This window comes from Paenibacillus sp. FSL P2-0121 (genome assembly GCF_037975345.1).
Taxonomy (GTDB): Bacteria; Bacillota; Bacilli; order Paenibacillales; family Paenibacillaceae; genus Paenibacillus_AQ; species Paenibacillus_AQ odorifer.
Genome location: NZ_CP150245.1, coordinates 160673 through 186929, shown reverse-complemented (window position 1 = coordinate 186929; position 26257 = coordinate 160673). Strand labels below are relative to the sequence as shown.

Below are 26257 nucleotides of genomic sequence, written 5' to 3'. Positions count from 1 at the left end.
TGTTAAGTATGATGCAAGAAGTATGTTATTGCCTGCAATCTAAAAACTACGAAGATAGCTGTAGTTGATTGTCAATTTCCTTGCCTATTTCTACTGCAGCAGCCTCGTCCGTGACGAGAATATTCTCCTGCCCGAAACGCAGCATGGCATGAATGGCTTTGGCCTTGGGTTTGCCTCCTGCAATACCGATGACTTTCTCTGTCCGGATAATATCTTCTAGACGTAGACCCATCGTAAGCATGGTATGGACAACCTGACCCTCTTCATTGAAATAATAGCCAAAAGATTCGGCCACTGCCCCTTCACCCTGGATTTCCGAGACTGTAGCCTCGTCCAGTTTGCGGCGGCGGGTCATTTCAATGGCATCCCCAATCCCATGTACAATAATACGCGAACTACGGATGGTTTGTACAATCTCTCCAATATTAGAGTCAAGTGCCAGCGATTGGTATGCATCCCCGCTAAGCAAATCAGGGACATGCAACAACCGGTAGTTGGCTCCAACCCGCTTTGCCATGGTTGAGGCAATCGTGTTGGCTTGAATCTCCATACTCTCTCCTAATCCTCCACGCGCCGGAACAAACCAAGCGTTCTTATAGGAAAGGGACAACGGCGGTGCCAGTTGATCAGCCATATCGGCAAGCGTCGATCCACCTGTGACGGCAACTGTATCATCTGCGCGAAGTATACTCAGCAGCGCTTTCGCACCCGCTCGGCCAAGCTCTCGTTTGGTGAACGGCGATGACTCACAATCACCCGGTACTACAATAACTTTATCCAGACCATACGTTGCTCGAATTTTCTCTTCCAGCTCATCCAGACCAAATAGGCTCTTAACAACCGGCTCTAGCAAATCAAGCAGTCTACGTCCAGCAGCGCTAATGCGCATGCCAACACTCTCGATCTCAATAAGCCCTTGCGATTTCAGAAGATCCGTCTCGGCACGCAGTACCCGCTCAGTCATATCTAGCGAAGCGGCTAGCGTTCTGCGCCCAATAATATCGGACAGCATGATCTGATGAAGAATCGTGTACCGTCTCTTAAGGGTTTCCATGAGATCAGGCAGAAGCTGCTTTTGGATATCTAATAAATTACGCATACTTTCACTCCTGCAACTTCGTCTTCCTCTATTCCCTTGTTCATGGTCTCAAAACGTCCCGGGTAAACTTTTTAAGTCCCACCCATATTCTAACCAAATATTGCTCGAAGCGCAAGTCTTCCGAGAGTAGAATTCTCAAGGGCTTGTCTTCTTATACATTAATAAGGTCAGAAAAAGATATAACGCCCGATGCCTGTCCCTAGAGCGCTTGTCCAGTATTAATATTACATTGCAATTGTGTAAAAATTGTATTATAATCATTTTTGTTGCGCCCGTGGTCCAATGGATATGACGTAGGCCTCCGAAGCCTGAGATCCAAGTTCGATTCTTGGCGGGCGCGCCATTAATTTCATTTTTTGCACATAATTTAGTAGTGCCTATACTACTACTTAACCAAAGAGCCGCTTGTCGGCTCTTTTTTTTGAATATAAGTTTGACTTTCTTTGACTTTTTGTTTGAATTTGTTTATCATGTGGGTAATACGGCAAGAGTAAAAATGAATACATTTGAAGAACCAATATCAAGGAGGTTTTCCACGTGAGTTATATTCCTATGGTAGTAGAACAGAGCAACCGCGGCGAGCGCGCTTATGACATCTATTCCCGCCTGCTGAAGGACCGCATCATTTTCCTTGGAACGGAGGTTAATGACGTGGTAGCCAATTCTATCATCGCACAAATGCTGTTCTTGGCTGCCGAAGATCCTGACAAGGACATTCACCTTTACGTGAATAGCCCAGGCGGTTCCATTACTGCAGGTATGGCTATTTTTGATACAATGCAGTACATTAAACCAGACGTTTCCACCATCTGTGTGGGTATGGCAGCTTCCATGGGAGCTTTCCTGCTAAACGCTGGCGCCAAAGGCAAACGCTTCGCACTGCCTAACAGCGAGATCATGATCCACCAGCCTCTGGGTGGTGCTCAAGGTCAAGCAACGGACATTGAAATCCGTGCCCGCCGCATCCTTAAATTGCGCGATAAGCTGAACCGTATTCTAGCAGAACGTACGGGTCAACCTCTAGAACGTATTGAGAAGGATACAGATCGCGACTACTTCATGACTGCTGCAGACGCGGCTGAATACGGTATCGTAGATAAAGTAATCGAGAAGACATTGCCTAGCGGTGTGTAAGCTATAAAGTAAAAATATAAAGAGGCTGTGCTCTAACCATAACGGATAGGGCACAGCCTCTTTATATTTTATAGAAGACCTAAATCCAATTAAGCCAGCCCGCCATAACCTAGCGCATCCAGCTTCTCGGCAATTACGCGATAACCCCGGCCATTCGGATGCAAATGATCAATGGATAACAGCCCTCTCTCATTTCCTGCGAACTCACTGTAAATCGAAGCAAATCCACATACTCGGCTGCTGTACTGTGCTGCGTATTGATTAAACTGCCTGACCCACTCTGTCGCACCAACCACCTGAGGATAGGGGTTATATAATCCCACAATTCTAATGATAAAAGGTCTACGCGTCCTCGCCTTCAATTGTATAAGGATATTCATAATTGCAGAGAAATTTTGTTTGCATTCCTGAAGCGATCTGCGCAGTTCTGCGGATAAGTTGCCTTGCTGTCTTGCTGCTGATTTGGCCGCGTGAATCAAATCATTACCACCGATAGACACAGTGATGATATCGGCTTCTCGAACGGCTTCACGCATCATGGAATTTCCGCGCAGCCGCTGCTCCAGCTCTGAAGTAGTCATTCCGTTCACGCCTAAATTCGTAGAGGCTACAGTAGTCCGCAGTCTCCCTTCTGCCATTCTACGGTACACCGGAACAAAACCGTTACCTGGCAGAGCACCAAATCCAGTCGTCAAGGAATCGCCAATTGCAGTATATTGGTAGCCCATAGCTCTCCCCCGTTCATAAACTAGTTACTCCCTTTAGCATATGAACAAGAGACAACTCTGGTAAGGGGGAGATGTCTTGTGCCGACATTAGCGGAGACGAAGAGTTTCCATTTATTTCATGCCGGCAAACGGGCTACTGCCATCCGGCAAAAGCTCTTTGAAACTAAAAGTATACTCAGGGAAGCCTGCAGCATACGCTGTGTACTCATATAATTGGAAGAACAGAACAACCTTGTCGTCCTTCAGATAGAAATATTTCTCCGTATTCAATCCGTTGAATCCTCCCAAATAACTATCCTCTGCCTTCAGCAGCTTGCTCAGCTTTGCATTCAGCTGTTTTTTGTAGTTTGGATTAGCTCCAAACAGGTCGCCCAACAGTAGACGTTTACCATCCTTAAGCGAGAAGGTGAAGGCTTCACGGTTAGTCATTCCATGGGCGCCGCCCGTATCACTATACTGATGCATCACTATGCTGATCACACCATTCTGATTGTAGGTCACTACATAACCTGAATCATAGGTGTATTTGGGCTCTGCTCCATCTCGATCGGAGATATCCTGTTCTGCACCCGCCGCGAATTTCATAACACTTTCCTTCAAAGTATTATTAATAGCTTGTTGCGCACTGGAGTTGCCCAATCCACTGATCTTCGGATAATCAAGCTGAATAAAAGCTTCTGCCCGATCTTTAGCATAAGTTTCCGTGGTTACCGTCAGCGCGTTCTGCGGTCTGTTCACCACATTCAGCCTACTGGCGGCCCGACTCCAATCTACCTTATAACCCATATAATCATTTAACAATCCTGATGGAACATAGAGGCGATTATTAATTAACTTCCCTTCATACTCTCGAATGAAATAGTTGTTCACCCACACAGAAGTACCGTAGCTGGATAACATCAACTTGGCCTTGGTCGATCCTTTTCCAATCATGTACGCATTTTCCTTCTTATCATACACAAGCGGTAATCCCAACACATCTCGCATAAAAGTTAGGGGAATCCAGGCCAGTCCTTCCTTCAAAATACCTTCCTGCAACGAATTTATCCCGTTTGCCTTTAAAACGATACGCGAATCAATAGCTTTATTCTCCGTTTTACTAGCTGCTGCATAACCCGTTTCGCTGGGCAGTAGGCCTCCAACAAACAATAAACCTGCTGACATCAGACCTATGCCCCATTTGCGCGCTGATTCTTTTGAAATAATATTCATCATCTTATTTTTCCTCTCCTTTCCAATTTATTAAACAGAATCGTAGAGAACTTACACAAAAAAAGAGGCGCCCCCCCACTATTACTAGTGGAAGACACCTCTCCTCTCTGCATTCACCTTGTTCTGATACTATTTCAATTCATACATTACGCTCAGCTGAGTTGTAACTTTAACTACTCCGGGTTGCACGGATGTGCTTGCACCAGCATCTGCTGCAGCCATATTCATTTTTAGATTCTGTTCAAAATAAACCGGAGTGATATCGCCATCATTTTGGCTGACCGTGATCACTTGACCCAAGCTGCGTTTAGCTGCCTTAGCAATAGCCCCTGCTTTAACATCTGCATTCGCCATCGCTTTTTCAATCACCTGAGCTTCAAATGCAGAAGTATCTTCCACAGAAAAACGTGCATTTCCGATATTATTCGCCCCTGCCGCAGATGCAGCGTCCAGCAATTCACCAACCTTGGTCAGATCTCTATAAGACACTAACAGCGTATGATTGGCGTTGTACCCCTTCACTTGCTGTCCTTCTTTTTCGCTGTAACTATAATTGGGTTGCACATAAAACTGCGTGCTTTGAATATCTTTATCTGCAATTTTCCAAGTATTCTTCAGTAAAGTCATAATCTTCTGAATTTTAGCGGCATTGGTCTTCTGCGCTTCTTGCGCAGTTGTGGCTGTAGTATCCACACCGATGGACAAGTATACGATATCCGGCTTGAGGGACAATTCGCCTTTACCTACTACACTAACGACATTTTTCTGCACTTCATCTGCGTAAGCCTTTGCAGGACCTTGGAAAACACCACTCATGCTGATCCCTCCAATTAACAAACTCCCTACGATCATCACTGAACCAATTTTCTTCAATAAACCTTTCATATTTGCCAGCCCCTTTCATTTCTTGTGATTTGTTATTATCCTCTAGACGAGTCATTTTGGTAAATGTTGCACGTTCTCCATCTATTTTTTGGTATTAAAAAAAGCCCCGAAGGGCTTTTGGTCATGCGATAAATAAAGTCTTCCTAGCAGAAACGATGTTGTCTTCCTATTATTGGTTCTCAAGCTCTTCTTTGCTGACCAGACTTGTCAAAGCGTTTACAGCTTGATCGGCATCCGCACCGTCCGCGCTAATGTAAATCTCCGTGCCGGAACTGATAGCGAGGCTCATAATCCCCATAATACTTTTAGCATTTACTTTTTTATCATCTTTTTCCACGAAAATCTCCGACGAAAACTTGTTAGCTTCTTGCACAAACAATGCTGCCGGTCGGGCATGAAGCCCTGTCTTCAACCGAACAACTACCGGGTGCTTTGTCATGAAACGCTTACCCCCTAATTGAGTTCTCCCCAAAAGTTTCACATTAATTTTATATTATTATATCATTATAACGTAAACCACACTAGAAAAAAAGTAATTAGCCGCCTCGAACCTTGTCCGCCAGCTCATCAATCTTACGAAGCCGATGATTTACTCCCGACTTACTGACTGTACCTTTGAGCATTTCACCAACCTCCTTGAGGTTGATATCTGGATGCGCCATTCGAATTTCTGCTACTTCACGCAGTTTATCCGGCAAATTCTCCAGTCCCATTTCTCGCTGCAACAGCTTGATATTCTCAATCTGCCGCACCGCAGCACTTATTGTTTTGTTGAGATTTGCGGTCTCGCAGTTCACGATCCGATTCACGGAATTACGCATATCGCGCATAATTCTTACATCCTCAAATTTGAACAGCGCCTGATGCGCTCCAATCAAACTTAAGAATTCAATAATCTTCTCGCCTTCTTTAATGTAAAGAATGAACCCTTTTTTACGTTCAATACAGCGTGCGTTTAGGTGGAATTCCCCAGCCAGATCCACTAATGCTTTACAATGTTCCTCATACATCGAGGAAATCTCCAAATGGTAGGAGGAGCCTTCCGGATTATTAACCGATCCGCCAGCCAGAAAGGCACCGCGCAAATAAGCACGCTTGCAGCAGTTATTCCCAACAATCTCATCATCAATACCATCGGTAAAAATAAATCCTTCCGACACAATTCTAAGATCCTTTAGGATCTCTTGTACACGGTTTGGGATTCTGACGATATAGACGTTATTTTTCTTCAAACGCATTTTTTTACGCACGAGTAGCTCAATATGGACCTGGTAATATTTCTTAAGTAAAGAATATACCCGCCTTGCAATCGCGGCGTTCTCCGTCGAAATGTCGAGAATAACCTTTTTGCTTGAAAGCTGCACAGATCCATTCATACGGATAAGCGCTGACATTTCCGCCTTCTCGCAGCAGGGTTCACTCTCCACCATCGTCAGCTCTTTTTTGGTAAGGGCCGCAAAAGACAAGGGTCTCACCTCTTTCTTGATAAGTACTTCGTTCTCATCTATAAGTTATACCCTAGGGTTTCTGTTTATCCAATCCTGCACAAGCTGATAAATGTGATGACTAAGCTTATCGGTATCATGTCTCAAATAAGTTCGGAATAAAACCAGTTTATCGGCTATAACCTTGTATCCATTGCCATCCAGCGCTTCTTTATCAAGCTGCACCGGGCGCGCGCCCTTCTCGGCGTACTTCGTCTGGACCTGTTCCGGAATCTCACCGTCATTAACAATAACATAATCGAATAAATCGATCCCGATATGATCATATACAGCTTGAAGATGATCGCTGACGGTATAGTTATCCGTTTCACCCGGCTGAGTCATTACGTTGCAGACGAAAATTTTGATAGCATTCGAAGATACAACCGCTTCTGCCAGTTTCGGAACAAGCAGGTTGGGAAGAATGCTCGTATACAGACTGCCAGGACCCAGCAGGATCGCGTCTGCATTCCGAATCGCCTCAAGCGCTTCGGGCAACGGTTCTACATCTGGCGGCTCCAAGGACACTCGTCTGATGATCCCGCCAGCTTCAGGGATTTTGGACTCCCCCGTGATAATCGTGCCGTCCGACATTTCTGCATGCAGGATTACAGCTTCACCGGCCGCAGGCAATACCCGGCCGCGAACAGCGAATAATCGACTGAGCTCCCGTACAGCTGTAACGAAATCGCCGGATATATCCGTGAGCGCAGCAAGAATCAAGTTGCCGAGACTATGACCAGCTAGTCCCTCACCCGTGTTGAAACGGTATCTCATAATCTCTGCCATGAGCGGCTCAACATCAGCCATAGCTGTCAATACGTTGCGGATGTCCCCAGGAGGAGGCATTTGCAGTTCACTGCGCAAAATACCTGAGCTTCCCCCATCATCGGCAACGGTAACAATAGCAGTAATATCTAATGGCTTCTCTTTTAAACCACGAAGCATAACAGATAACCCCGTGCCACCGCCCATAACGACGATACGTGGACGCTGTCTTTGTTCTTCAGCCACTATGACCCCTTCTCTCTAGTGCCGATCACGCTCGGAATCCCTATGACTAACGGTTACGGATTCCGTCTCGCTAACGCCCAGCATTTTACCCAAATACTCAGATATGGCTACGGAACGGTGTTTACCTCCCGTACAGCCAATGCCAATGATAATCTGGGACTTACCTTCCTTGCGATATTGCGGAATTAGAAAATGAAGCATATCGAGCAGTTTGGTCAGGAACACCTGTGTTTCAGGCCACTTCATTACATAATCGTAGACTTCACTGTCCTGGCCGGTTTTAGGCCGCAGATGGTCCACATAATGTGGGTTAGGCAAGAAGCGGACATCAAAGACAAGATCTGCATCAATAGGGATACCGTACTTAAATCCGAAGGATGTAATATTGACGGAAAGCGTACTTTTTCCTAGATGCGAAAACCGTGAAACGATCTTCTCCTTAAGCTGCACGGGCTTCATACTGCTGGTATCTAAACATAACGTAGCTGAATTTTTCAATTCTTCAAGCATTTTACGTTCTAGCTTGATACCATCAAGCGGCAGCCCCTTAGGTGCTAATGGATGATGACGTCGACTTTCCTTGTAACGCTGAACAAGTACTGAATCTGTAGCATCCAAAAACAAGATCTCACAGCCAATGGTTGACTCATCCTTGATATAGGCAAGAGACTCAGACAAAGCAGTGAAGAATTCTCGACCACGCAGGTCAATTACAAGGGCTACCTTGGCAATCTTACCCTTCGACTGTTCAATTAGCTCTGCGAACTTGGGAATCAGCACCGGTGGTAAATTATCGACACAGAAGAACCCTAGGTCTTCCAGACTTTGTACAGCAATTGTCTTCCCCGCACCTGACATTCCCGTAATAATAATCAGGGTGGCTCCAGCCGTTGGGGTATTGTCCAATTCGGTCATAAAAGCGTCCCCTCCCTAGATTTAGTATATGAATACTTCCCGTCTTTTAAGAACGCAGCAAAAGGCCGGCAGCCCCAACAATACCTGCGTCATTGCCAAGCTCAGCTGGAATAATCGAAACACCAGTTTGAAGCGGAGCCGGTGTCAATTTCGCAAACACACGACGAACCTCATCAAATAGAATATCTCCAGCCTTAGACACACCGCCGCCAACGATAAATACTTCAGGGTTAAGCACAGCCGCAACAGAAGCCATGGATTTACCCAGATAGTACGCTGCACGATTTACTATACGGATAGCTACTTCATCGCCAGCCTTAGCCGCATCAAAGACTTCTTTCGCAGCAATCTTCTCTACCATAGAGAGGGAAGTACGATCGCCACGAGCTACTGCATCATTAGCCATGCGGATAATACCTGTAGCGGAGGAAACGGTTTCCAGACAGCCCATGTTGCCACAGCCGCATTGAATAGCTTCCAGATCCGGCACTACTGTGATATGACCAAGCTCACCAGCTAATCCCGCAAAGCCTTGATAAATCTTTCCATTAATAATAATTCCGCCACCGACACCTGTTCCAAGCGTATAGCAGACACAGTTATCAACGCCACGTCCCGCACCGCTCCAAGCTTCGCCCAGTGCAGCCACATTCGCATCATTGTCTATTTTGACAGGCTTGTTCCAACGATCTTCCAAAATGGAACGGATCGGCACATCTCTAAATCCTATGTTAGGCGCAAGGATGATGATTCCTTCACGAATATTTGTGAACCCGGCTACACCCGCTCCTACACCTGCAAGCTGATCCCAAGAGTACGGGGAATCCTCCACAATTTGGCGTACATACTTCTCGATATTATCGATAACAGTATCGACACCCTCTGCAGTTCCTGTAGGTCCCTCATAAGTATGAAGAAGGGTACCTTCAGCATTACAGATTCCAACCTTAATTGCAGTTCCACCCAAATCCACGCCAACGTAGATATTCTCAGACATGTAACAAGCCACCTTTTTTTATACTAAAATAGTTAATCCTAAGTACCAACTATAATAGAAGCCCTCTCTGTGGTCAAGGAAAGACAACACACCCGGGAATTCCTTATTTTAAGAGTATACTCTATTATATTCTAAAAAGACCCCCTTACGCCTAAGTAAGAGAGTCTTGTACCTATATTATTATCTGGAAAATAACCCAACGCACCGATTTATTCTGATAAAATGCGCTTTTGGCCCTCTAATGCTCGGATTGGAGCGATATTCTGTGTGAACTCTAGCGTGCCCATATATTGGCCTGACTCGTCTCGTACAGCGAAGTAACGGATGTAGATAAACTTATCCTTGATATTGATCCAGAAGTCTTCAGCATCCTTACGGCCTGCCTTAAAGTCTTCCAAAAGCTTCTCTACCACATGAACACTTTGCGGGGGATGACAGTTCTGTACTGTACGGCCGATAACCGCTTTAGTTCGGGCAAAGATACGTTCCTTCCCATGTGAAAAATATCGGACAACATCATTCTCATCAATGAAGGTTAGATCTACAGGAAGATGGTTGAGTACGGTCTCCAGCTGATGCAGTGACAACAACCCTGTCTCAAAACGGATGAACCCGCCGGACGGCGTAGCTCCTTCTGTTTCTTCCAGCACTGCGCCGTCCGGCTCAGCGGCCCGCTCAGGGATCCACTCCTGCTCCGGTGCGGTTAGGCAGAACCCGATCTCATCACTCTCCCGGGCGATTTTGACCCATTCATCTTCCGTCAGTTTGTCCAGGGCCATGGGCAATAGAATATTTTCTTCCTTAAAGATCATTTCATTAACTTCCTTGATGATCTCCTCAAGCTGAATGCCTATTTCTGTTGCGTTTCCGCTATAAGTGCTGAGCGCAGCTTTTGCCTCTTTAATCATACGGCGGATATTATCATCCACTCCCCACATTACCTTGGTTGGGCCATAAATGCCGTATTTTTCGAGGTATGGGAACAGCAGATTTTCTTTTCGGCTATAGTGTTTATCAAGATCCAGCAGCAAGCTAAGATCCTCCAACAATTTGAAGATCAGTTCCTCACTATCATTCTTTTGAAACTTTGTTGCGTGCAGATCCATGCGGAAGTTAACAAGTTTTTCGATCTCACGATTCTCCAATTTGAAGGTGTGTACTGGATGGCCTGGCTGCTCCTCGGGCTGGGACGAGCGGTGAATTTGCTCAATAGAGCCTTTAAAGATGGCTGTATGCACCGAACAAAGACGTTGGACCTCGGATACCGGAATTCCTTCTTCGGTCATTAATGAATGCTCCATCGCGGAAATCTCCGCTACGGTAACATCACCCACAGCTTCAGCGAATCGCGCCTTAACCTCTTCTACACTTTTCCCTGCATGCAGCTCTTTAATAATCTCCTTAAGCATAGCCTGGCGACGAGTCTGTTCCGGCACATCAACTTCACGGTTGTTAATCAGTTCGCTCATATTAACACTCCTTTATTAAATAATCTCGAAACCATGACGTTCAAAAGTTTGCTTCACGTGCTCGAGATCCATTTTTTTCAGCTTAATTCCTTTGGATAAGGTCATGAAACGGCCAGCAGTCTGCAGCATGCCAGGCTTGGCAATATCCTTAAAGCCCAGCTCTACCATAATCTCGATGACCTCCGGATGCCGTGATACCATCTCGAATATAGATTCATCCAAACTCAGCACTTTTTCCATCTGACTCTTCTCCTTTATGTGAGAACTATTCTCAATAAAAGATTAGCACAGGCCGTACAGGACCATTGTGATTGCAATCACTAATTCAAAAGAAAGCAATTATCGTTCTTTTTAAGACGGATTATGTATGCTGTGAACCTAAAAAAACTGCCCCCTACGCTTAAAAAGCATAAGAGACAGCCTGATTTGTCATTAATTAATGATTTATTATAGCGTTACTCCTGTTTTGAATATGGAGATCTCACGGAAATTATTCTTTTCATTATTAACCCATTCACCGCTGGCCACCGCAATAATATAGTTTATGAAGCTGCGCAGGACCTCATCTGGAGAACCATCTTCCACCAACACACCTGCATTAAAATCGATCCAATGACGTTTGCCTTCATACAATGGGGTATTGGTAGATACCTTCATCGTTGGCACGAATGTACCAAATGGTGTTCCCCGCCCGGTCGTAAAGATCACCAATTGGCAGCCAGCAGCAGCCAGTGCAGAGGAAGCCACAAGATCATTGCCAGGTGCGTTAAGGAGATTTAAGCCTTTATTAGTGATAAGCTCCCCGTACTTGAGGACATCCATAACTGTAGCGTTCCCGGATTTTTGAGTACAACCCAATGATTTATCCTCAAGCGTAGTAATTCCTCCGGCTTTATTTCCTGGAGAAGGATTTTCATATACCGGCTGTTTATAGTCCATAAAATACTGCTTAAAGTCATTAATGAGATCGACAATTTTGTTGAAAATAGTTTCGTCCGCAGCACGTTCCATTAGAATTTTTTCGGCACCAAACATTTCAGGCACTTCTGTCAGTACAGTGGTCCCGCCTTGAGCAGCCATATAATCAGACAGACGTCCAAGGAGCGGATTCGCAGTAATACCGGATAACCCGTCGGAGCCTCCACATTTCAGACCGATCTTCAGCTCGGAGAGTGATACCTCTTCCCGTTGATCACCTTGTACATTATTGTAGATTTCCTTCAGCAGCTTCACGCCTTCTTCAATCTCATTCCCAACCTCCTGGGAGACAAGGAAACGCACACGATCCTCATCATAGCTGCCCAGCATGTCTTTAAAAATATGCAAATTGTTATTCTCACAGCCCAATCCGAGCACAAGCACGCCGCCCGCATTCGGGTGTTTAACCGCGTTAGCCAGAATCGTACGTGTATTGTCATGATCATCGCCCAGCTGGGAGCAACCGTAGTTATGCTTAAGCACGAGCACGTTATCGAAAGGTGCGATATCTCCAACCTCTGCTTTGAAAATATTGATGATCTGCTCCGCCACTCCATTCACACAACCAACAGTAGGGACGATCCACAGCTCATTGCGGATACCTACAGATCCATCAAAGCGGCGATAGCCCTTAAAGGTCAAATTCTCCGCTGCAAAAGGATTCGGCGTCAGCTTCTGCTCAAAGGTATATTCCTCTACCCCTGTTAGGTTTGTCTTAGTGTTATGGGTATGCACCCACTGCCCCGGCGCGATAGACGCTATAGCATGACCAATGGGGTAACCATATTTCAATACATTTTCACCTTCGCTAATGCTGGATAGTGCAATTTTATGGCCTCTAGCGATATCTTCAGTAATTTTAATCTCTTTTGAACCAATCACAATGGTGTCGCCTGCTTTATAGTCTTTTAGTGCAACAGCGACATTATCAGCCTCATTAATCTGCAATACTTCTTTCATCGTCTTGATCATATCATTGTCACCTCCAGGGTATTAGTTGTGTGCCGGTCTCTTCACGAACGCTTTTAAGGCTTGCTTCATGCCATTTTTCTCAATCGCAATCAGTCCTTCTGTCACCTTGTCAGTAAGTCCAGACACTTCATTCAGGTCACAGCCCCAGCGATTGGTTGCGGCAAGTACTTCGACGGCCAGTGCGCGCAGCCCGGTGTCTGTGCCATCCCATCCTCCCCATAAGGAGGCGAACCATTCCAAAATATCCGCATCATCAGCCAGTTGAATGTTTTCTTCCCCTCTGCGTCCTCTATAGAAGGCAATTAATGCGCTCAATGAGAAGACAAGCTTTTCAGGCAATTGTCCTTTGGCCTCTACATATTGCAGTAAAGAAGGCAGATCTCTTGTCTTAAACTTCGATATAGAATTAAGGGAAATGCTCATCAAGTAATGCTGCACATAAGGGTTCAGGAATCTTTCTAATACCGCGTCTGCAAAAGAATTCAATTCCTCTGCCGGCAGATCCAGCGTTGGAATAATCTCATCATAGATTAAGGACTTCACGTACGCCCCAACCTCTTCGTGCTCAATGGCTTCAGCAACCGTATCAATACCGTACAAATACGCTACTGGTGTCATAGCTGTATGAGCTCCGTTTAAAATTCTCACTTTACGAGTGCGATAAGGGGCCATGTCATCCACCACCAGCACATTAAGACCTGCTAGTTCAGCCGGGAACTCCTTTTTAATCCACTGTGGCCCTTCAATCACCCAAAGATGGAATTGCTCGCCGACAACGACCAGCTTATCCTCATAACCCAGCTCTTCTGTAATCTCGGCAATGCTGTCTCTTGGATAACCGGGAACAATGCGGTCCACCAGACTGCAGCAGAAGGTATTAGCTTCATTCAACCAGTTCACAAAACCTTCTCCAAGATTCCACAGCTCAGCATATTTCAAAATAACCTTTTTGAGTTCATCACCATTCCGGTCAATCAGCTCGCATGGAATGATGATAAAACCTTTAGAAGCCTCCCCATTAAAAGTTTGATAACGTTTGTACAATAAGGCCGTCAGCTTGCCTGGGAAACTACTCTGCGGCGTATCGGTTAACTTGTCGCCAGCTTCAAAAGCAATTCCCGCTTCAGTAGTATTAGACACGATAAAGCGCAGCTCTGGGTTCTCAGCCAGCTTCATATACTCCTCATGCTGTGAATAGGGATTAAGCGTCCGCGTAATACAATTAATTACCTCGTGTTCTTTTACAGCCGCTCCGTCTTTAATGCCTTGCAGATAAAGGGTATACAGCCCATCCTGATCATTCAGCATTTCTGCCAGTCCGTTAGCCAATGGCTGTACAACAACCACTCCACCATTGAAATCCGTTTTTTGATTCATGGTATGAATCTGCCAATCTACAAAGGCGCGCATGAAATTGCCTTCGCCAAATTGTAGAACCTTCTCAGGATACTGCTTGTAAGCTGTCCAATTATCACTATTTAATCTTTTCATATTAACGCCTCCTAATAGTAAATGCACACGATAAACTTATTAAATAAACTATATAAAATCATATTTATATTACTAATAAATTAAATATATGCACACGTGAAAATTTTAGATAGCAATCCTTTACGAAGGTAAAGGATTAGGCTGCTATGCGCAGCCTCTACTTCTGCAATTTCCTGACTGATTCTCTGGCAATAAGCTCTGTCTCGATCGAGATCCGCCCGTCTTTTTCTGAGGGTTCCTTGACCAAGCTTAACAGCTGGCGAGCGCCTTGCTCACTAATCTTCTCAATAGGACGTTTGACCGTGGTGAGTGAAGGATTGGCAAAAAGTGAAAACCCAATGTCGTCAAAACCAACAACAGAGATATCATTTGGCACCTGCAGCCCTCGCTCAAACACGCCTTTCATAGCCCCGATCGCCATATCATCATTGGAGCAAAATACAGCAGTCGGTGGCTTCTCGAGATCCAGCAGCTTGCCCATCGCCTCATATCCACTTTGCATATCATAACTACCGCTTATCATGTAGTCATTACGAACAGGGATATTATGGTCAATCAAAGCTTTTATAAAGCCATCTCTGCGTTCCTGTGTGGATTTAAAGCCCTCGACACCTTCAATAATTGCAATGTCTTGATGCCCGTTTTCGATCAGGTATTTGCCTGCATTATAAGCACCTTCCCGGTCGTTCGAGATGATGTTGATAATGGAACGGTCATCAATTTGCCGGTTCAGCACAACGATTGGAATGCCTTGCTGGACAACATGGTAAATGAATTTATTATCGGCTTCACTCTGGCTCATTAGAATAATTCCATCAAAACGTTTGCGATGAATAGAGGAGTAATCCGCATAATCGTCGATCCCACGGATGAACAGATTGTACTCTACATCTATGACCCTATTTACACCACGAATCGTATCAGAGAAGAAACCAGAAGTTGTGCCGTTGGCAATACTCGTGAAGAACAGACCAATGGTATAGGATCGCTGCATCACAAGGCTTTTGGCATTGTAATTAGGGACGTAACCCACTTGCGCAGCGATCTCGGCAATTTTTTTACGTGTGACCTCTTTAATTAGTGGACTATTGTTAAGTGCTCTCGATACAGTTGTATGCGATACATTCGCCAATTTGGCGATATCCTTGATTGTAGGTGCCATGGGTCAACCTTCCTTATTAAACGGGTTTGGCTCTTCCATGTAAGGATATCATAACGATTACCTAGTCACCAATGCCTGTTTCGAGAAATTAAAATAATGATCAGCGTTATTGTAACAGATGTTCTCAATCATACTGCCCAGTAACTCCATATCATCCGGGGCTTCTCCAGCTTCTACCCAAGAGCCTACTAGATCACACAAGATTCTTCTAAAGTACTCATGTCTGGTATACGATAAAAAGCTTCTGGAGTCTGTTAACATCCCAACAAATTGGCTAAGTACGCCTAGATTAGCAAGTGTCTTCATCTGTTCCAGCATGCCGTCTTTATTATCGTTGTACCACCATGCGGTTCCGAATTGAATCTTCCCTGGAATACCGCCGCCCTGGAAGCTACCCATTAGACTGGCAATAACATGATTATCATTAGGGTTCAATGAGTACAAAATGGTCTTAGGCAACGCATTCTCACGATCCAGCGCATCGAGCAGACCCGCCAAAGGCTTAGCAATCACGCCGTCATTGATAGAATCATAACCCGTGTCAGGTCCGAGACGTCCGAACATTACGCTGTTGTTATTCCGTAGCGCATGAATATGGAATTGCATCGCCCAATCCAGCTCGTTATACAATTTGCCGAGGAATACTAGCGTGAATCCTTTATATTTCTTTTCTTCACTCTCACTTACAGTGCCTTCATAAAGTGCTTTAGCGAATATAGCTGTAGCTTCCTCCAAGGTAGTAGGCTCAAACATTACCGCATCCAAAGCATGGTCAGATACACGGCCGGCTCTGGCGTGGAAGAATCTCACTCTGCTCTCCAATGCTGCAAGAAACTGTCCGTAATTCTTAACAGCCATTCCCGAAACTTCGCTTAGCTGAGCTACCCAAGGCTGGAAGGTAGGACGGTTGATTTCAAGCGCTTTATCTGGCCGGAATCCCGGCACAACGCTAGCATTGAATCCACTCAGATTACTGATTTTCTCATGATATTCCAGATTATCTACAGGATCATCGGTAGTACAAACCGTAGTCACCTTCGATTTAATGATCAAATCTCTTGCTCCGTATCCTTCACCCTGTAACTGTCTATTCACTTCATCCCAAATTTTTGGTGCGTTAGCTTCATTCAGCAACTCATATACACCGAAGAAACGTTGCAGCTCCAGATGCGTCCAATGGTATAGCGGATTCCCGATAATCATCGGAACCGTTCTAGCCCAAGCTAAAAATTTATCATAATCACTGGCATCGCCAGTAATGAATTTCTCTTCTATACCGTTAGCGCGCATCACTCTCCATTTATAATGGTCGCCATACAGCCAAGCTTCGGTGATATTGTTGAACGTTTTGTTCTCATAAATTTCTTTTGGACTGAGGTGGCAATGATAATCGATAATGGGCATGTCTTTCGCATGATGATGAAACAGCTTAATTGCGGTCTCGCTCGACAATAGGAAGTTCTCATCCATGAATTTTTTACTCATGAGGTTTGCTGCTCTCCTTTAAGTTCGAATGGGAGTTACACAAAGTTTAACGTGAACATTTATTCAATCGGTCGATTTCTTAATAAATATTTTAAACTTAAAATTATTGTTTATAATAGGGTTTGTGTAAATTGTTCACGTTAACATTATATCTTCATTGTAAACGTATTTTTAAAATGCGCAAGTCTTTTTATAAAGACATTGTTACAGTTATTTTAACTTCCGAGCGGTAATAAATAAACAACATATTTAATATCTGGACACGGCCCCGCCAATATTGAAAAAAGCAGGCAACCCTTTAGAAAAAGGATAACCTGCTTATATGTCATCGACTACGATTTCTCGCAAAATTAACTATCCAGTGTTTCGCTCCAGTCATGCACCATCGTGCCCTCTAGGTACTTCTCAGCATCCATTGCTGCCATACAGCCAGATCCCGCTGCGGAAATTGCCTGACGATAACGGGTATCCTGCACGTCGCCACAAGCGAATACGCCCGGGATGTTCGTTTCTGTCGTTCCAGGGTTGACCACAATGTAGCCGTTGGTATCGGTCGTAATTTGCCCCCCTAAAAATCCGGTGTTCGGCGTGTGCCCGATCGCGACAAACACTCCGTCCGCTTCGATGAGTTCATCAATTCCCGTCTCATTGTTGCGAACCGTCAGCCCCTTAACGCCAGACTCGTCGGTTGTAACCTCAAGCGGTGTACGGTTAAGAGCCCACGATACCTTACTGTTATCCCGTGCGCGAGCCTGCATAATCTTCGAAGCTCTAAGCTCATCACGACGGTGAACCAATGTTACATTGGAAGCGAATCGGGTTAAAAAGCTGGCTTCTTCCATCGCAGAATCTCCACCACCGACGACAATAATCTTTTTGCCACGGAAAAAGAATCCGTCACAAGTAGCACAAGTGCTGACCCCACGGCCCACATTCTCCTGCTCCCCGGGGATTCCTAAATATCTGGCAGATGCGCCGGTTGAGATGATCACTGACTCCGCCTCTAATACTCCCAATCCATCTACAGTCACTTTAAATGGACGCTGTGAAAAATCAACTGAATCCACCCAACCATTCTTAAATTCAGCCCCAAAACGTTCAGCCTGCTTGCGCATGTTGTCCATTAAATCCGGGCCTAGAATTCCTTCAGGAAAGCCTGGGAAGTTCTCGACTTCTGTTGTCGTTGTCAGTTGTCCACCTGGTTGCATACCTTCAATCACAAGTGGGTTTAGGTTGGCACGTGCCAAATAAATTGCAGCAGTAAGCCCGGCTGGGCCTGTTCCGATTACAATCGTTTTGTACATAACAGTGGCCTCCTCACAATAGGGTTTATTTAGAAGAAACGGGCCCTTTTTTGGCAAGCATAGCCGCCTTCGGTGCCCCTATAAGGAACATTAGCGTTACGCAAGACATATAAAAAGGGCTCCGTTTCTACGAAATACTACATGATCGATTTAGATATTCTCGGTAAATGGCGGAAGGCTGTCGCTCACACTTCCCTCGAAACTACATTCCTCATCTATGCGCCGAGCATAACGACTGACCATAGAAACGGAAACATTGTAACGCTGGGCTACTTCACGGTAGGTGACCGGCAGGTTATGCGTTTTAGCAATTAGATATTCTAAGGCAGCACACCAGCCATTCGCATGACGGATAAACGGAACATCCGGATAAAGGCTGCTCAGAAATTGCTTCCACAGTAATTCAGCATCTTTTTTGTGGATTGCATCATATCTTCGATCCATCATACTAAGGGTCTGGTCGATAACTTTCTGCCAATCCTCTCTCCATTCCGGCAGTCCCTTCAGACGCGGGGAAGAGGTTTCTTTGACTTCCTGAAGCACATTCTCTTCAGGAACACTTCCAATCAGCCGCTGCAGACTAAGAAGTGCCGCTTCTTGCAGCTTTTCTTCCTGCAAGGGCTGCTGCTTTAGAAGTCCTTGCAGAATTTCGGACATCTCTTCATCTTCGATCCACCGCAGAGCTTCTGTAACCTGAAGCTTCGTATTGGCATCCCCGTAGCGGAGCGCCCAGAAGAAGGAAGAGCGAAGCAGCGGATTGTTCCGCACCTCTTCGGTAAAGCTGCCCTTGTTGTCCTTCCACAGCTTCAGCTGCTCCTGAAAAGGAAGCTGATAGTTGTAGCTGACCAGCGACAGCGTTTTACCTTCCCCCTGCGCCTGCTGCAGCTGAGCCAGAAAAAATCTCGGCACAGCCGATTCCGGATCGAGCTTAGCCGCCTTCTGCCAGCAGCGTTGGGCTTCTGTATACAGGCCACTATTGCTGGCAGCTGCCGCACAGTAATGATAGAGACTGGCGTCGCCACCGACCTCTTCATCCTTCAACAGACGTCTAAAATGGCCATAGGCGGTTCTATGGCGTCCCAGAATCCCCATGGTGGTGGCCATTTTGAACAGATGCTCCTGATGAAACGGAATGGTGGTCTCCAGAAGGTGTAACAATCCATCCAGTTGCCCGCGGTCACCTTCATACTGAAGGAAGATCGCTAAGTTACAGAGTGCATGCAAATTCCCGGAATCCAGCTCCAGCACCCGCATAATACATTCCTTAGCTTTGGTAAAACGACCCATATAAAAATACGCTAGGGCTAGGTTGTTATGTGCCGCCAGGAAGTCAGGCGTATTGCTCACAATCTCTTCAAGCAAAGTGACGGCTTGTGTAAACTTGCCCTCCTCCAACAGTGCTCGGGCTCGCTCATGCTCTATTACACCTTCCCGGCTTCTAATCCGGATAAGTGGAGCAGGACGGTCCAGCTCATATTGCAGCAGCTCCATCAATTCTTCCGATTCGGCCAGAAATTCACCGTTCACATCTTCTTCGAGATAAGTGACGAGTGAGCGTTCTGCCTCCTCATAGCTTTCCATATTGGCGAAGTTGTTAGCCATATAGAAATAACATTCCGTCATTGCCGGATCAATATTCTCCAGTACATGGGTTAAAATGTCGTTGGACGCTTCATAATTACCCATTTCTGATAATACGCCAGCCACGTTGCAATGATTGACCGGATTCTCCGGCTCGTACTCTACAGCTTTGCGAAAATTCTTTAATGCCTTATCATATTGAAAGCGATCCAAGGACCGAACGGCTCTTTCAAAGAAAAAATTGGCATTCAGAGTTACAGGAATCACATTATCATTCCCCAGTTCATACTCTGAAGTTCTCTCAATCATGGAAGCAAGGCACCTCCCTTATAAGAAGCTTCCTTATACTAACGAAAAATAGGAGGGCGGCGCCCTATGGGGTATGCCGGAGCTCCATCCTTAATCGCTATTCCGTTCCCTTATTGGGCGCGGGTATCTCCACACAGTATACCACATGTGACAGCGAGAATCTCAAGTTGAGAAAGACTCTACCACTCTGCTTACAACATCTTTTTTGACAAAAAATAAAAAAGACGGGGAATTAAATTCCCGCGTCTCTAAATAGCTTATCGATCGAACCACCCTCGAGGATGATGTGTGTGGCCTGAGCAAGCATCGGTGCAACAGATAATACTGTAAACCGACTTGAATGGTCATCAGGTAGTGCAATAGAATCTGTCGTAACCACTTCCTGAATAGAAGGATGGTCAAGCCGCTGTAGCGCGGGCCCTGAGAATAATCCGTGCGTCGCGCAGACAATACTGTCCTTCGCACCTCTCTCCTTCAGACCTTCTACCACATTCACAATGGTCGTCCCAGTATCGATCAGATCCTCAATAATGATAGGTGTCCGTCCCTCGACATCACCAATGACATGAGTGATTACCGATTCATTATGGGCTGGGCGCTTCTTGATCATAATGGCAAAAGGTGAATCCAGCTTATTCGCCAGCTTCTCAGCCATAGACGCACGCCCTGCATCCGGGGAAACAATGACCAGATCAGACATTGCCTTGGCTTTCAAATGGCTGCTGATCAAATCGAGTGCAGTCAGATGATCGACCGGAATGTTGAAAAAGCCTTGAATCGCCGCTGCGTGCAAATCGATGGTGATTACGCGGGTTGCTCCAGCGGTCGTCAGCACATCAGCCACCATCTTAGCCGAGATCGGCTCACGGGGTGCGGACTTCCGCTCCTGCCGAGCATATCCATAATACGGCACAATAATGTTCACTGTACGAGCTGAAGCCCGTTTGGCAGCATCTATCATCACCAGCAGCTCCACGAACATCTCATTAATGGGATGCGAAAGGGATTGCACCAAAAATACGTCGCAGTTCCGGATGCTTTCTTCGTAATGCACGTAAATCTCGCCGCTCATGAAGCGGGTCAGCTTTATCTGCCCCAATTCAACACCAAGTCGCTCCGCAATATCAGCCGCTAACTTTGGATTCGACGAACCGGAAAAAATACGTAATTGTTGATGATGCATAATACCCTCCTGCGGATTATAAATTATTATAGTTTGAACTGAACAGTGGTACGGCGGCGTCCCTCAAATATAGCCAGCTCACGAAAACCAGTGTGCCAAAGCATACTACGCGCCTCTTGCAGCCCGTCCCCCAGCTTGGTAGGATCATGTGCATCAGAGCCTAATGTCAGCGGTATGCCGAGCTTTAGGGCCTCCTGTAGCAGATGCTCCGCCGGGAACATCTCAGCGCAAGGCTTCGTAAGTCCGGAAGCATTCAGCTCCATGGCGATTCCGCTATCCGCTATAACCTTTAAGGTCTCTAGCTCTAGCGCCCTCACCTCAGCCTTGCCCTCCGGTGTTTGTGGACCATAACCGAACCGTTTAATAACATCCATATGTCCTATAATATCATATAATCCCGATAACGCCGACTTCTTTACCGCATCGTAATAAAGACGATACACCTCTAGCGCATCTCTGCTTTCCCAACCATGAACCTGGCGGTGATCCGTAATATCCCACTCCCCAAGAAAATGTACAGAACCTATAAGATAATCCCATGGATACGGCGACAAAATCTCGCGAATTTGCTCTTCATAGCCTTCGATATAATCGGCTTCCAGCCCCACCCGCAGATCTATGACTCCACGGTAACGCTCCTTTAAGGTTAGACATTCCTCCACATAACGAGGCAGCTCAGCCATTGGCATAGCCATTTCTGGATAATAGCTGGCGGGATCTACGTGGATGAGCGGCAAGTGGTCGGATAATCCCAGCTGCTGAAGTCCAAGCTCTATCCCGCGCTGTACATACTCCTCAAGCTTACCCACGGCATGGCCACAGCGTTCATGATGCGTGTGGTAATCAATATGCATCACTCAGTCCTCCCTTAGTACTGATCCCGGCGTGGGCGTTCGTGACGGGTACTCAACTCTTCCATAATCTCATCCAGTGGAAGCTTGCGCTCTTGCAGCAATACCAACAGATGATAGATCAGATCACTGACCTCAAGGCGCAGCTCGGCGTTATCTTTATTTTTGGCGGCAATTATGGTCTCGGAAGCTTCCTCGCCTACCTTTTTGAGGATCTTATCCACGCCTTTATCAAACAGATAAGTGGTATACGCGCCTTCCGGGCGTTCCACTTCCCGTTCAGCAATCACACGCTCCAGCTCACCAAGAACAGCAAAACGCTCACCATCCGTCAGACTAGACACTGATTTCGAAGCATCCGTTGTTGGGTTATTCAAAGGAATCTCACGGAAAAAGCATGACGTAGCTCCAGTATGGCAAGCTGGTCCTTCAGGAACAACCTTCACGAGTAGTGTGTCGCTATCACAATCATAGGATATGGAGGTAATAGCTTGTGTGTTGCCTGAGGTTCCGCCTTTATGCCAAAGTTCGCTGCGCGAGCGGCTCCAAAACCAAGTCTGGCCACTCTCCAGTGAGAGCTGTAACGATTCGGAGTTCATATAAGCAACCATCAGTACCTCTAAACTGCTAGCATCCTGAACAACGGCAGGCACCAGACCCGCTTCATTCCAGAGAATGCCTGCCAGAGCTTCTTTTTGGCTTAATGTGGTATTGTTTTGTGTTTCGCTCATCGGATTTCTACCCCTTTTTGCTTCAAATCTGCCTTTAAATCATTAATTGCAATCTCTTTATAGTGAAAAATGGTCGCCGCAAGTCCCGCATCGGCTTTCCCTTCCGTAAATACATCGTAAAAATGCTCCTTCTTCCCAGCGCCGCCAGAAGCAATCACAGGAATACTGAGCAAATCGCATACTGCCGAGGTTAGCTTCAGGTCGAAGCCGTCTTTTGTGCCATCTGCATCCATGCTAGTGAGCAAAATCTCACCTGCGCCCAGCTTCTCAGCCTCTTTAGCCCAAGCCAGAGCACGGATGCCGGTGGGCTTACGCCCGCCATGAGTGTACACTTCCCATTCACCAAAAGCCTCATTATATTTAGCATCTATCGCTACTACAATACACTGGGAGCCAAATCGGCGAGCACCGTCCAAAATTAACTGAGGATTAGTGATGGCTGCCGTATTAATGCCGATTTTGTCTGCGCCTGCACGAAGAATCCTTTTCATATCATCAGTTGTAGAGATCCCTCCACCCACTGTAAAAGGAATGGCAATCTCACCAGCGGTCTGCCGCACAACCTCGATCATCGTTGCTCTACCTTCTACGGAAGCCGATATATCGAGAAACACAAGCTCATCTGCGCCCTCGCGGTCATACAGCGCCGCTAGCTCTACCGGATCTCCAGCATCACGCAGATTCACAAAGTTAACGCCTTTGACTACCCGTCCATCCTTAACGTCAAGACAGGGGATGATACGTTTTGCTAACATTATGAAATCCCCCTTTCTTTAAAAAGCGTTTCAAGCACCTAAAGTGTGTCCGTCCCCCTAAAGCCCTCTTAGCCCAGGGGGAGCCCAAAGGCCCCTGCCCTTTGGAAACCTCGATTGAAGGCATGGCGGATCATAGTCCATCCGGCTGAACCATAGCCCACACGGCTGAACATGTGCTATGATCGCTAACCCCTTCGTAGCCGCTTCCTTGACCCATAACACCTTCATGTTCCGCGGTTTTGGCCCTTATGTGGTCGGAAGGGCTCACGCCACCTGCAAGCCCACGAGTATTTAGTTGCACAACGTGCAGTTATTTTATCAACCTTTTTGCAAGCTACTCTTTTAACTGCATTTCGTACAACTAAATCTGGGGATAAGCTTATAAAGCAACTCATCTCTGAGTTATAGCTGCACGAAATACAACTAAATTAGCTAATCAGCTCTAAATGTGAAAAATAGCTGTATAAAGTACACTTAAATCATCATCCGAGGAAAAATACCCTTCCCGCCGCCTCATTACGCCTATTGTAGCAGATTGTGCAGCGGGTTTTAGCTAGCGGGTAACCTCCATTTTCACAGGTATTAAAATTTCACCGGATCCCTCGTTGAAACAGCGCTCAAGTCGTTATGCCATTCGTAATGAGATGAGATTTTTGCAAAGTGAAAACACATTAGCTAGTTGGGTTTGTTGCTTTATTGGCCAGCTGGTTTGTTTTAGCTCTTTTGTTGGTTTGTTGCTTTGTTATTAAGCCCTTTTGCTGGTTTGCTGGTTTGTTCGTTTGTTCGTTTGTTCGTTTGTTCGTTTGTTCGTTTGTTCGTTTAACTTTTGCTAGTTTGCTTCTCTGGGCGTTCATTTAATTATTATTAGTTACTCATTTACTGTTACGTCTATTTCTTTAACCCACTGCTCATTTAATAGTTCATCTATTGTCTTTTTGTTCATTCGCTCGTTTATTAATTAGTTTGGTGATTTAGTGATTTTTGTTCACTACGTTACTGTTAAGTCTATTTCTTTAACCGTTGGTTCTGTCTGTTTCATTGATCCACTATTCCTTGGCTAGCTCATGTCGTCTTTTTGTTCATCCGCTCATCAATTAGCGCGCTCGCCCAACGCTATTTCTGCCCAAGCGCTCGCAAAGCTCCAGAAAGATCAATATTGCCCGTATATAACGCCTTGCCAACAATAGCTCCGCCTACACCGCTGCCGCTGTGCACGTTCAGACGCAACAGATCATCAAGACTGGTGACTCCGCCGGACGCGATCACAGTTTTACCGCTGGCCTGCGCCATGGACAGGATACCGTCCACGTTCGGTCCCTGCATCATCCCGTCGCGGGAGATGTCGGTGTAAATGAATGTCTCGGCTCCTTTTGCCGCCAATTCCTTGGCAAGAGCTTCAGCACGTACTTCAGAGGTGTTCAGCCAGCCGTGTGTCGCAACATAACCGTTGCGCGCATCAATGCCGATCGCGACTTTATCGCCGTATTTTGCCAATACCTCTTCGGTAAAAGCATGATCATTAATCGCAGCAGTACCGATAATAATGCGGCTAACGCCAAGTCCGAGCAATTTCTCTACGTCCGCAAGATTGCGAAGACCGCCACCCACCTGCACAGGAACGTTAGCATTAGCAGCAATAGCACCGATAATCGCATCGTTCACAGGATGACCCGCTTTCGCACCATCTAAGTCCACCAAATGAATGAACTTTCCACCTTGCTCTTCCCATGATTTTGCCACCTTTAGTGGACTATCATTGTATATCGTTTCCTGATTGTAATCCCCCTGCTGCAGCCTGACGCATTTTCCATCCCGGATATCAATCGCCGGATATACAATAAAAGAAGACATTTGGCGCTCCCCACTTTCGTTACATTATATTTATAGCGTGGCTTACGCCCGCTCTCTCTTAATCTTCAAAAAATTACCCAACAGCTTGATTCCCAGCTCTCCGCTTTTTTCCGGATGGAACTGCATACCGAACACATTATCTTGCCCGACAATAGCCGTGACTGGGTAACCATAATCCGTGACAGCCAGCAGATCACTCTCTTTTGCTACAAGCGCGTGATAAGAGTGGACAAAATACACATGCCCCTCCTCAAGGCCAACAAAAAGCGGATTCTCCGGCTGTCTAAAGCTGAGCTTGTTCCACCCCATATGCGGCACCTTATAGCCATCTCTAGGAGCGAACCGCACCACTGAACCCGAGAGAATATCTAGCCCCTCATGGCTGCCATGCTCTTCACCGGTGCTAAACAACAGCTGCATGCCAAGACAGATCCCAAGCAGAGGCTGCTCTCCAGCGGCTACCTGTTTGACGACAAGATCCAAACCATTCTCCCGCAAATGCCCCATCGCATCGCCAAATGCACCGACACCTGGCAGAATGACACTATCAGCAGCGAGAATTTGCTCGGCATCACCCGTCACTACACACTCATAACCGAGACGTTCTACCGCCTTACTCACACTGTGCAGGTTGCCCATGCCATAATCGACGATTGCAACAGTCATC

24 protein-coding genes and 1 tRNA gene are annotated in these 26257 nt (G+C 46.1%); 2 read left to right on the top strand and 23 right to left on the bottom strand.

The features are described from left to right. Positions 1 to 46: 46 nt before the first annotated feature. Entirely contained in the window at positions 47 to 1099 is a 1053-nt protein-coding gene (locus tag MKY54_RS00915; protein WP_076126862.1) for a sugar-binding domain-containing protein, read from the bottom strand. Positions 1100 to 1367: 268 nt separating this feature from the next. Between MKY54_RS00915 and MKY54_RS00910 the strand changes: the two genes are divergently transcribed. Both MKY54_RS00910 and clpP read left to right on the top strand, forming a co-directional pair. Then, positions 1368 to 1442 (top strand) — tRNA-Arg (locus tag MKY54_RS00910). A gap of 194 nt (positions 1443 to 1636) precedes the next feature. Next, positions 1637 to 2233, top strand: a complete 597-nt coding sequence (clpP, locus tag MKY54_RS00905) for an ATP-dependent Clp endopeptidase proteolytic subunit ClpP (RefSeq protein ID WP_036687113.1) — start codon at positions 1637 to 1639, stop codon at positions 2231 to 2233. An 89-nt stretch (positions 2234 to 2322) separates the two neighbouring features. Here clpP and MKY54_RS00900 read toward each other — a convergent pair whose 3' ends face one another. The 22 genes from MKY54_RS00900 to hisH all read right to left on the bottom strand — a co-directional run bounded on the left by MKY54_RS00900 (position 2323) and on the right by hisH (position 26256). After that, positions 2323 to 2961 carry a GDSL-type esterase/lipase family protein gene (locus MKY54_RS00900; RefSeq protein ID WP_076126860.1) on the bottom strand — a complete coding sequence of 213 codons (639 nt, stop codon included), beginning with the start codon at positions 2959 to 2961 and terminating at the stop codon, positions 2323 to 2325. A 111-nt stretch (positions 2962 to 3072) separates the two neighbouring features. After that, positions 3073 to 4176 (bottom strand): DUF4163 domain-containing protein, encoded by a 1104-nt coding sequence (locus tag MKY54_RS00895; protein WP_339189104.1) that lies wholly within the window; start codon positions 4174 to 4176, stop codon positions 3073 to 3075. Between the two features lie 126 nt (positions 4177 to 4302). Then, positions 4303 to 5058 carry an SIMPL domain-containing protein gene (locus tag MKY54_RS00890; protein WP_076126857.1) on the bottom strand — a complete coding sequence of 252 codons (756 nt, stop codon included), beginning with the start codon at positions 5056 to 5058 and terminating at the stop codon, positions 4303 to 4305. A gap of 169 nt (positions 5059 to 5227) precedes the next feature. Next, positions 5228 to 5497: an HPr family phosphocarrier protein gene (locus MKY54_RS00885; protein ID WP_036687106.1), complete on the bottom strand. Its 270-nt coding sequence runs from the start codon at positions 5495 to 5497 to the stop codon at positions 5228 to 5230. Between the two features lie 97 nt (positions 5498 to 5594). Then, entirely contained in the window at positions 5595 to 6524 is a 930-nt protein-coding gene (whiA, locus tag MKY54_RS00880; RefSeq protein WP_036687104.1) for a DNA-binding protein WhiA, read from the bottom strand. 45 nt (positions 6525 to 6569) lie between these two features. Next, positions 6570 to 7517 (bottom strand): YvcK family protein, encoded by a 948-nt coding sequence (locus MKY54_RS00875; protein WP_169744815.1) that lies wholly within the window; start codon positions 7515 to 7517, stop codon positions 6570 to 6572. Positions 7518 to 7571: 54 nt separating this feature from the next. Beyond that, positions 7572 to 8471 carry an RNase adapter RapZ gene (rapZ, locus tag MKY54_RS00870; RefSeq protein WP_076126855.1) on the bottom strand — a complete coding sequence of 300 codons (900 nt, stop codon included), beginning with the start codon at positions 8469 to 8471 and terminating at the stop codon, positions 7572 to 7574. Positions 8472 to 8517: 46 nt separating this feature from the next. Then, complete coding sequence (locus MKY54_RS00865) at positions 8518 to 9468, bottom strand: ROK family glucokinase (protein WP_036687097.1); 951 nt, start codon at positions 9466 to 9468, stop codon at positions 8518 to 8520. A 209-nt stretch (positions 9469 to 9677) separates the two neighbouring features. Next, positions 9678 to 10937 (bottom strand): DUF438 domain-containing protein, encoded by a 1260-nt coding sequence (locus MKY54_RS00860; RefSeq protein ID WP_339189102.1) that lies wholly within the window; start codon positions 10935 to 10937, stop codon positions 9678 to 9680. Between the two features lie 15 nt (positions 10938 to 10952). Further along, positions 10953 to 11177: a DUF1858 domain-containing protein gene (locus MKY54_RS00855; protein WP_076280344.1), complete on the bottom strand. Its 225-nt coding sequence runs from the start codon at positions 11175 to 11177 to the stop codon at positions 10953 to 10955. Between the two features lie 207 nt (positions 11178 to 11384). After that, positions 11385 to 12875, bottom strand: coding sequence for an altronate dehydratase family protein (locus MKY54_RS00850; RefSeq protein WP_076219204.1), 1491 nt, complete (start codon positions 12873 to 12875; stop codon positions 11385 to 11387). A 33-nt stretch (positions 12876 to 12908) separates the two neighbouring features. After that, the gene (locus tag MKY54_RS00845) at positions 12909 to 14378 is read right to left on the bottom strand and encodes a tagaturonate reductase (protein WP_076303373.1); all 1470 of its coding nucleotides are present in this window, start codon (positions 14376 to 14378) and stop codon (positions 12909 to 12911) included. Between the two features lie 157 nt (positions 14379 to 14535). Further along, positions 14536 to 15540, bottom strand: a complete 1005-nt coding sequence (locus MKY54_RS00840) for a LacI family DNA-binding transcriptional regulator (protein WP_076126848.1) — start codon at positions 15538 to 15540, stop codon at positions 14536 to 14538. Positions 15541 to 15597: 57 nt separating this feature from the next. Continuing rightward, positions 15598 to 17025, bottom strand: a complete 1428-nt coding sequence (uxaC, locus tag MKY54_RS00835) for a glucuronate isomerase (RefSeq protein WP_076192647.1) — start codon at positions 17023 to 17025, stop codon at positions 15598 to 15600. Between the two features lie 350 nt (positions 17026 to 17375). Further along, on the bottom strand, positions 17376 to 18329 hold the full coding sequence (gene trxB / locus MKY54_RS00830; RefSeq protein WP_036687084.1) for a thioredoxin-disulfide reductase: 954 nt from the start codon (positions 18327 to 18329) through the stop codon (positions 17376 to 17378). 150 nt (positions 18330 to 18479) lie between these two features. Further along, positions 18480 to 20219, bottom strand: a complete 1740-nt coding sequence (locus tag MKY54_RS00825; RefSeq protein ID WP_076277720.1) for a tetratricopeptide repeat protein — start codon at positions 20217 to 20219, stop codon at positions 18480 to 18482. 232 nt (positions 20220 to 20451) lie between these two features. After that, complete coding sequence (locus MKY54_RS00820) at positions 20452 to 21402, bottom strand: ribose-phosphate pyrophosphokinase (RefSeq protein WP_036687083.1); 951 nt, start codon at positions 21400 to 21402, stop codon at positions 20452 to 20454. A gap of 26 nt (positions 21403 to 21428) precedes the next feature. Next, positions 21429 to 22256: a histidinol-phosphatase HisJ gene (hisJ, locus tag MKY54_RS00815; protein WP_076307319.1), complete on the bottom strand. Its 828-nt coding sequence runs from the start codon at positions 22254 to 22256 to the stop codon at positions 21429 to 21431. A 14-nt stretch (positions 22257 to 22270) separates the two neighbouring features. Beyond that, a complete protein-coding gene (gene hisIE / locus MKY54_RS00810; protein ID WP_076307320.1) occupies positions 22271 to 22984 on the bottom strand; it encodes a bifunctional phosphoribosyl-AMP cyclohydrolase/phosphoribosyl-ATP diphosphatase HisIE in 714 nt (237 codons plus the stop codon). Then, on the bottom strand, positions 22981 to 23739 hold the full coding sequence (gene hisF, locus MKY54_RS00805) for an imidazole glycerol phosphate synthase subunit HisF (protein ID WP_036687077.1): 759 nt from the start codon (positions 23737 to 23739) through the stop codon (positions 22981 to 22983). The genes hisIE and hisF overlap by 4 nt, the downstream gene beginning before the upstream one ends. A gap of 1113 nt (positions 23740 to 24852) precedes the next feature. Beyond that, positions 24853 to 25590, bottom strand: a complete 738-nt coding sequence (gene hisA, locus MKY54_RS00800) for a 1-(5-phosphoribosyl)-5-[(5-phosphoribosylamino)methylideneamino]imidazole-4-carboxamide isomerase (protein WP_339189097.1) — start codon at positions 25588 to 25590, stop codon at positions 24853 to 24855. 42 nt (positions 25591 to 25632) lie between these two features. Continuing rightward, positions 25633 to 26256 (bottom strand): imidazole glycerol phosphate synthase subunit HisH, encoded by a 624-nt coding sequence (gene hisH, locus MKY54_RS00795; protein ID WP_076126837.1) that lies wholly within the window; start codon positions 26254 to 26256, stop codon positions 25633 to 25635. Position 26257: the final 1 nt, after the last annotated feature.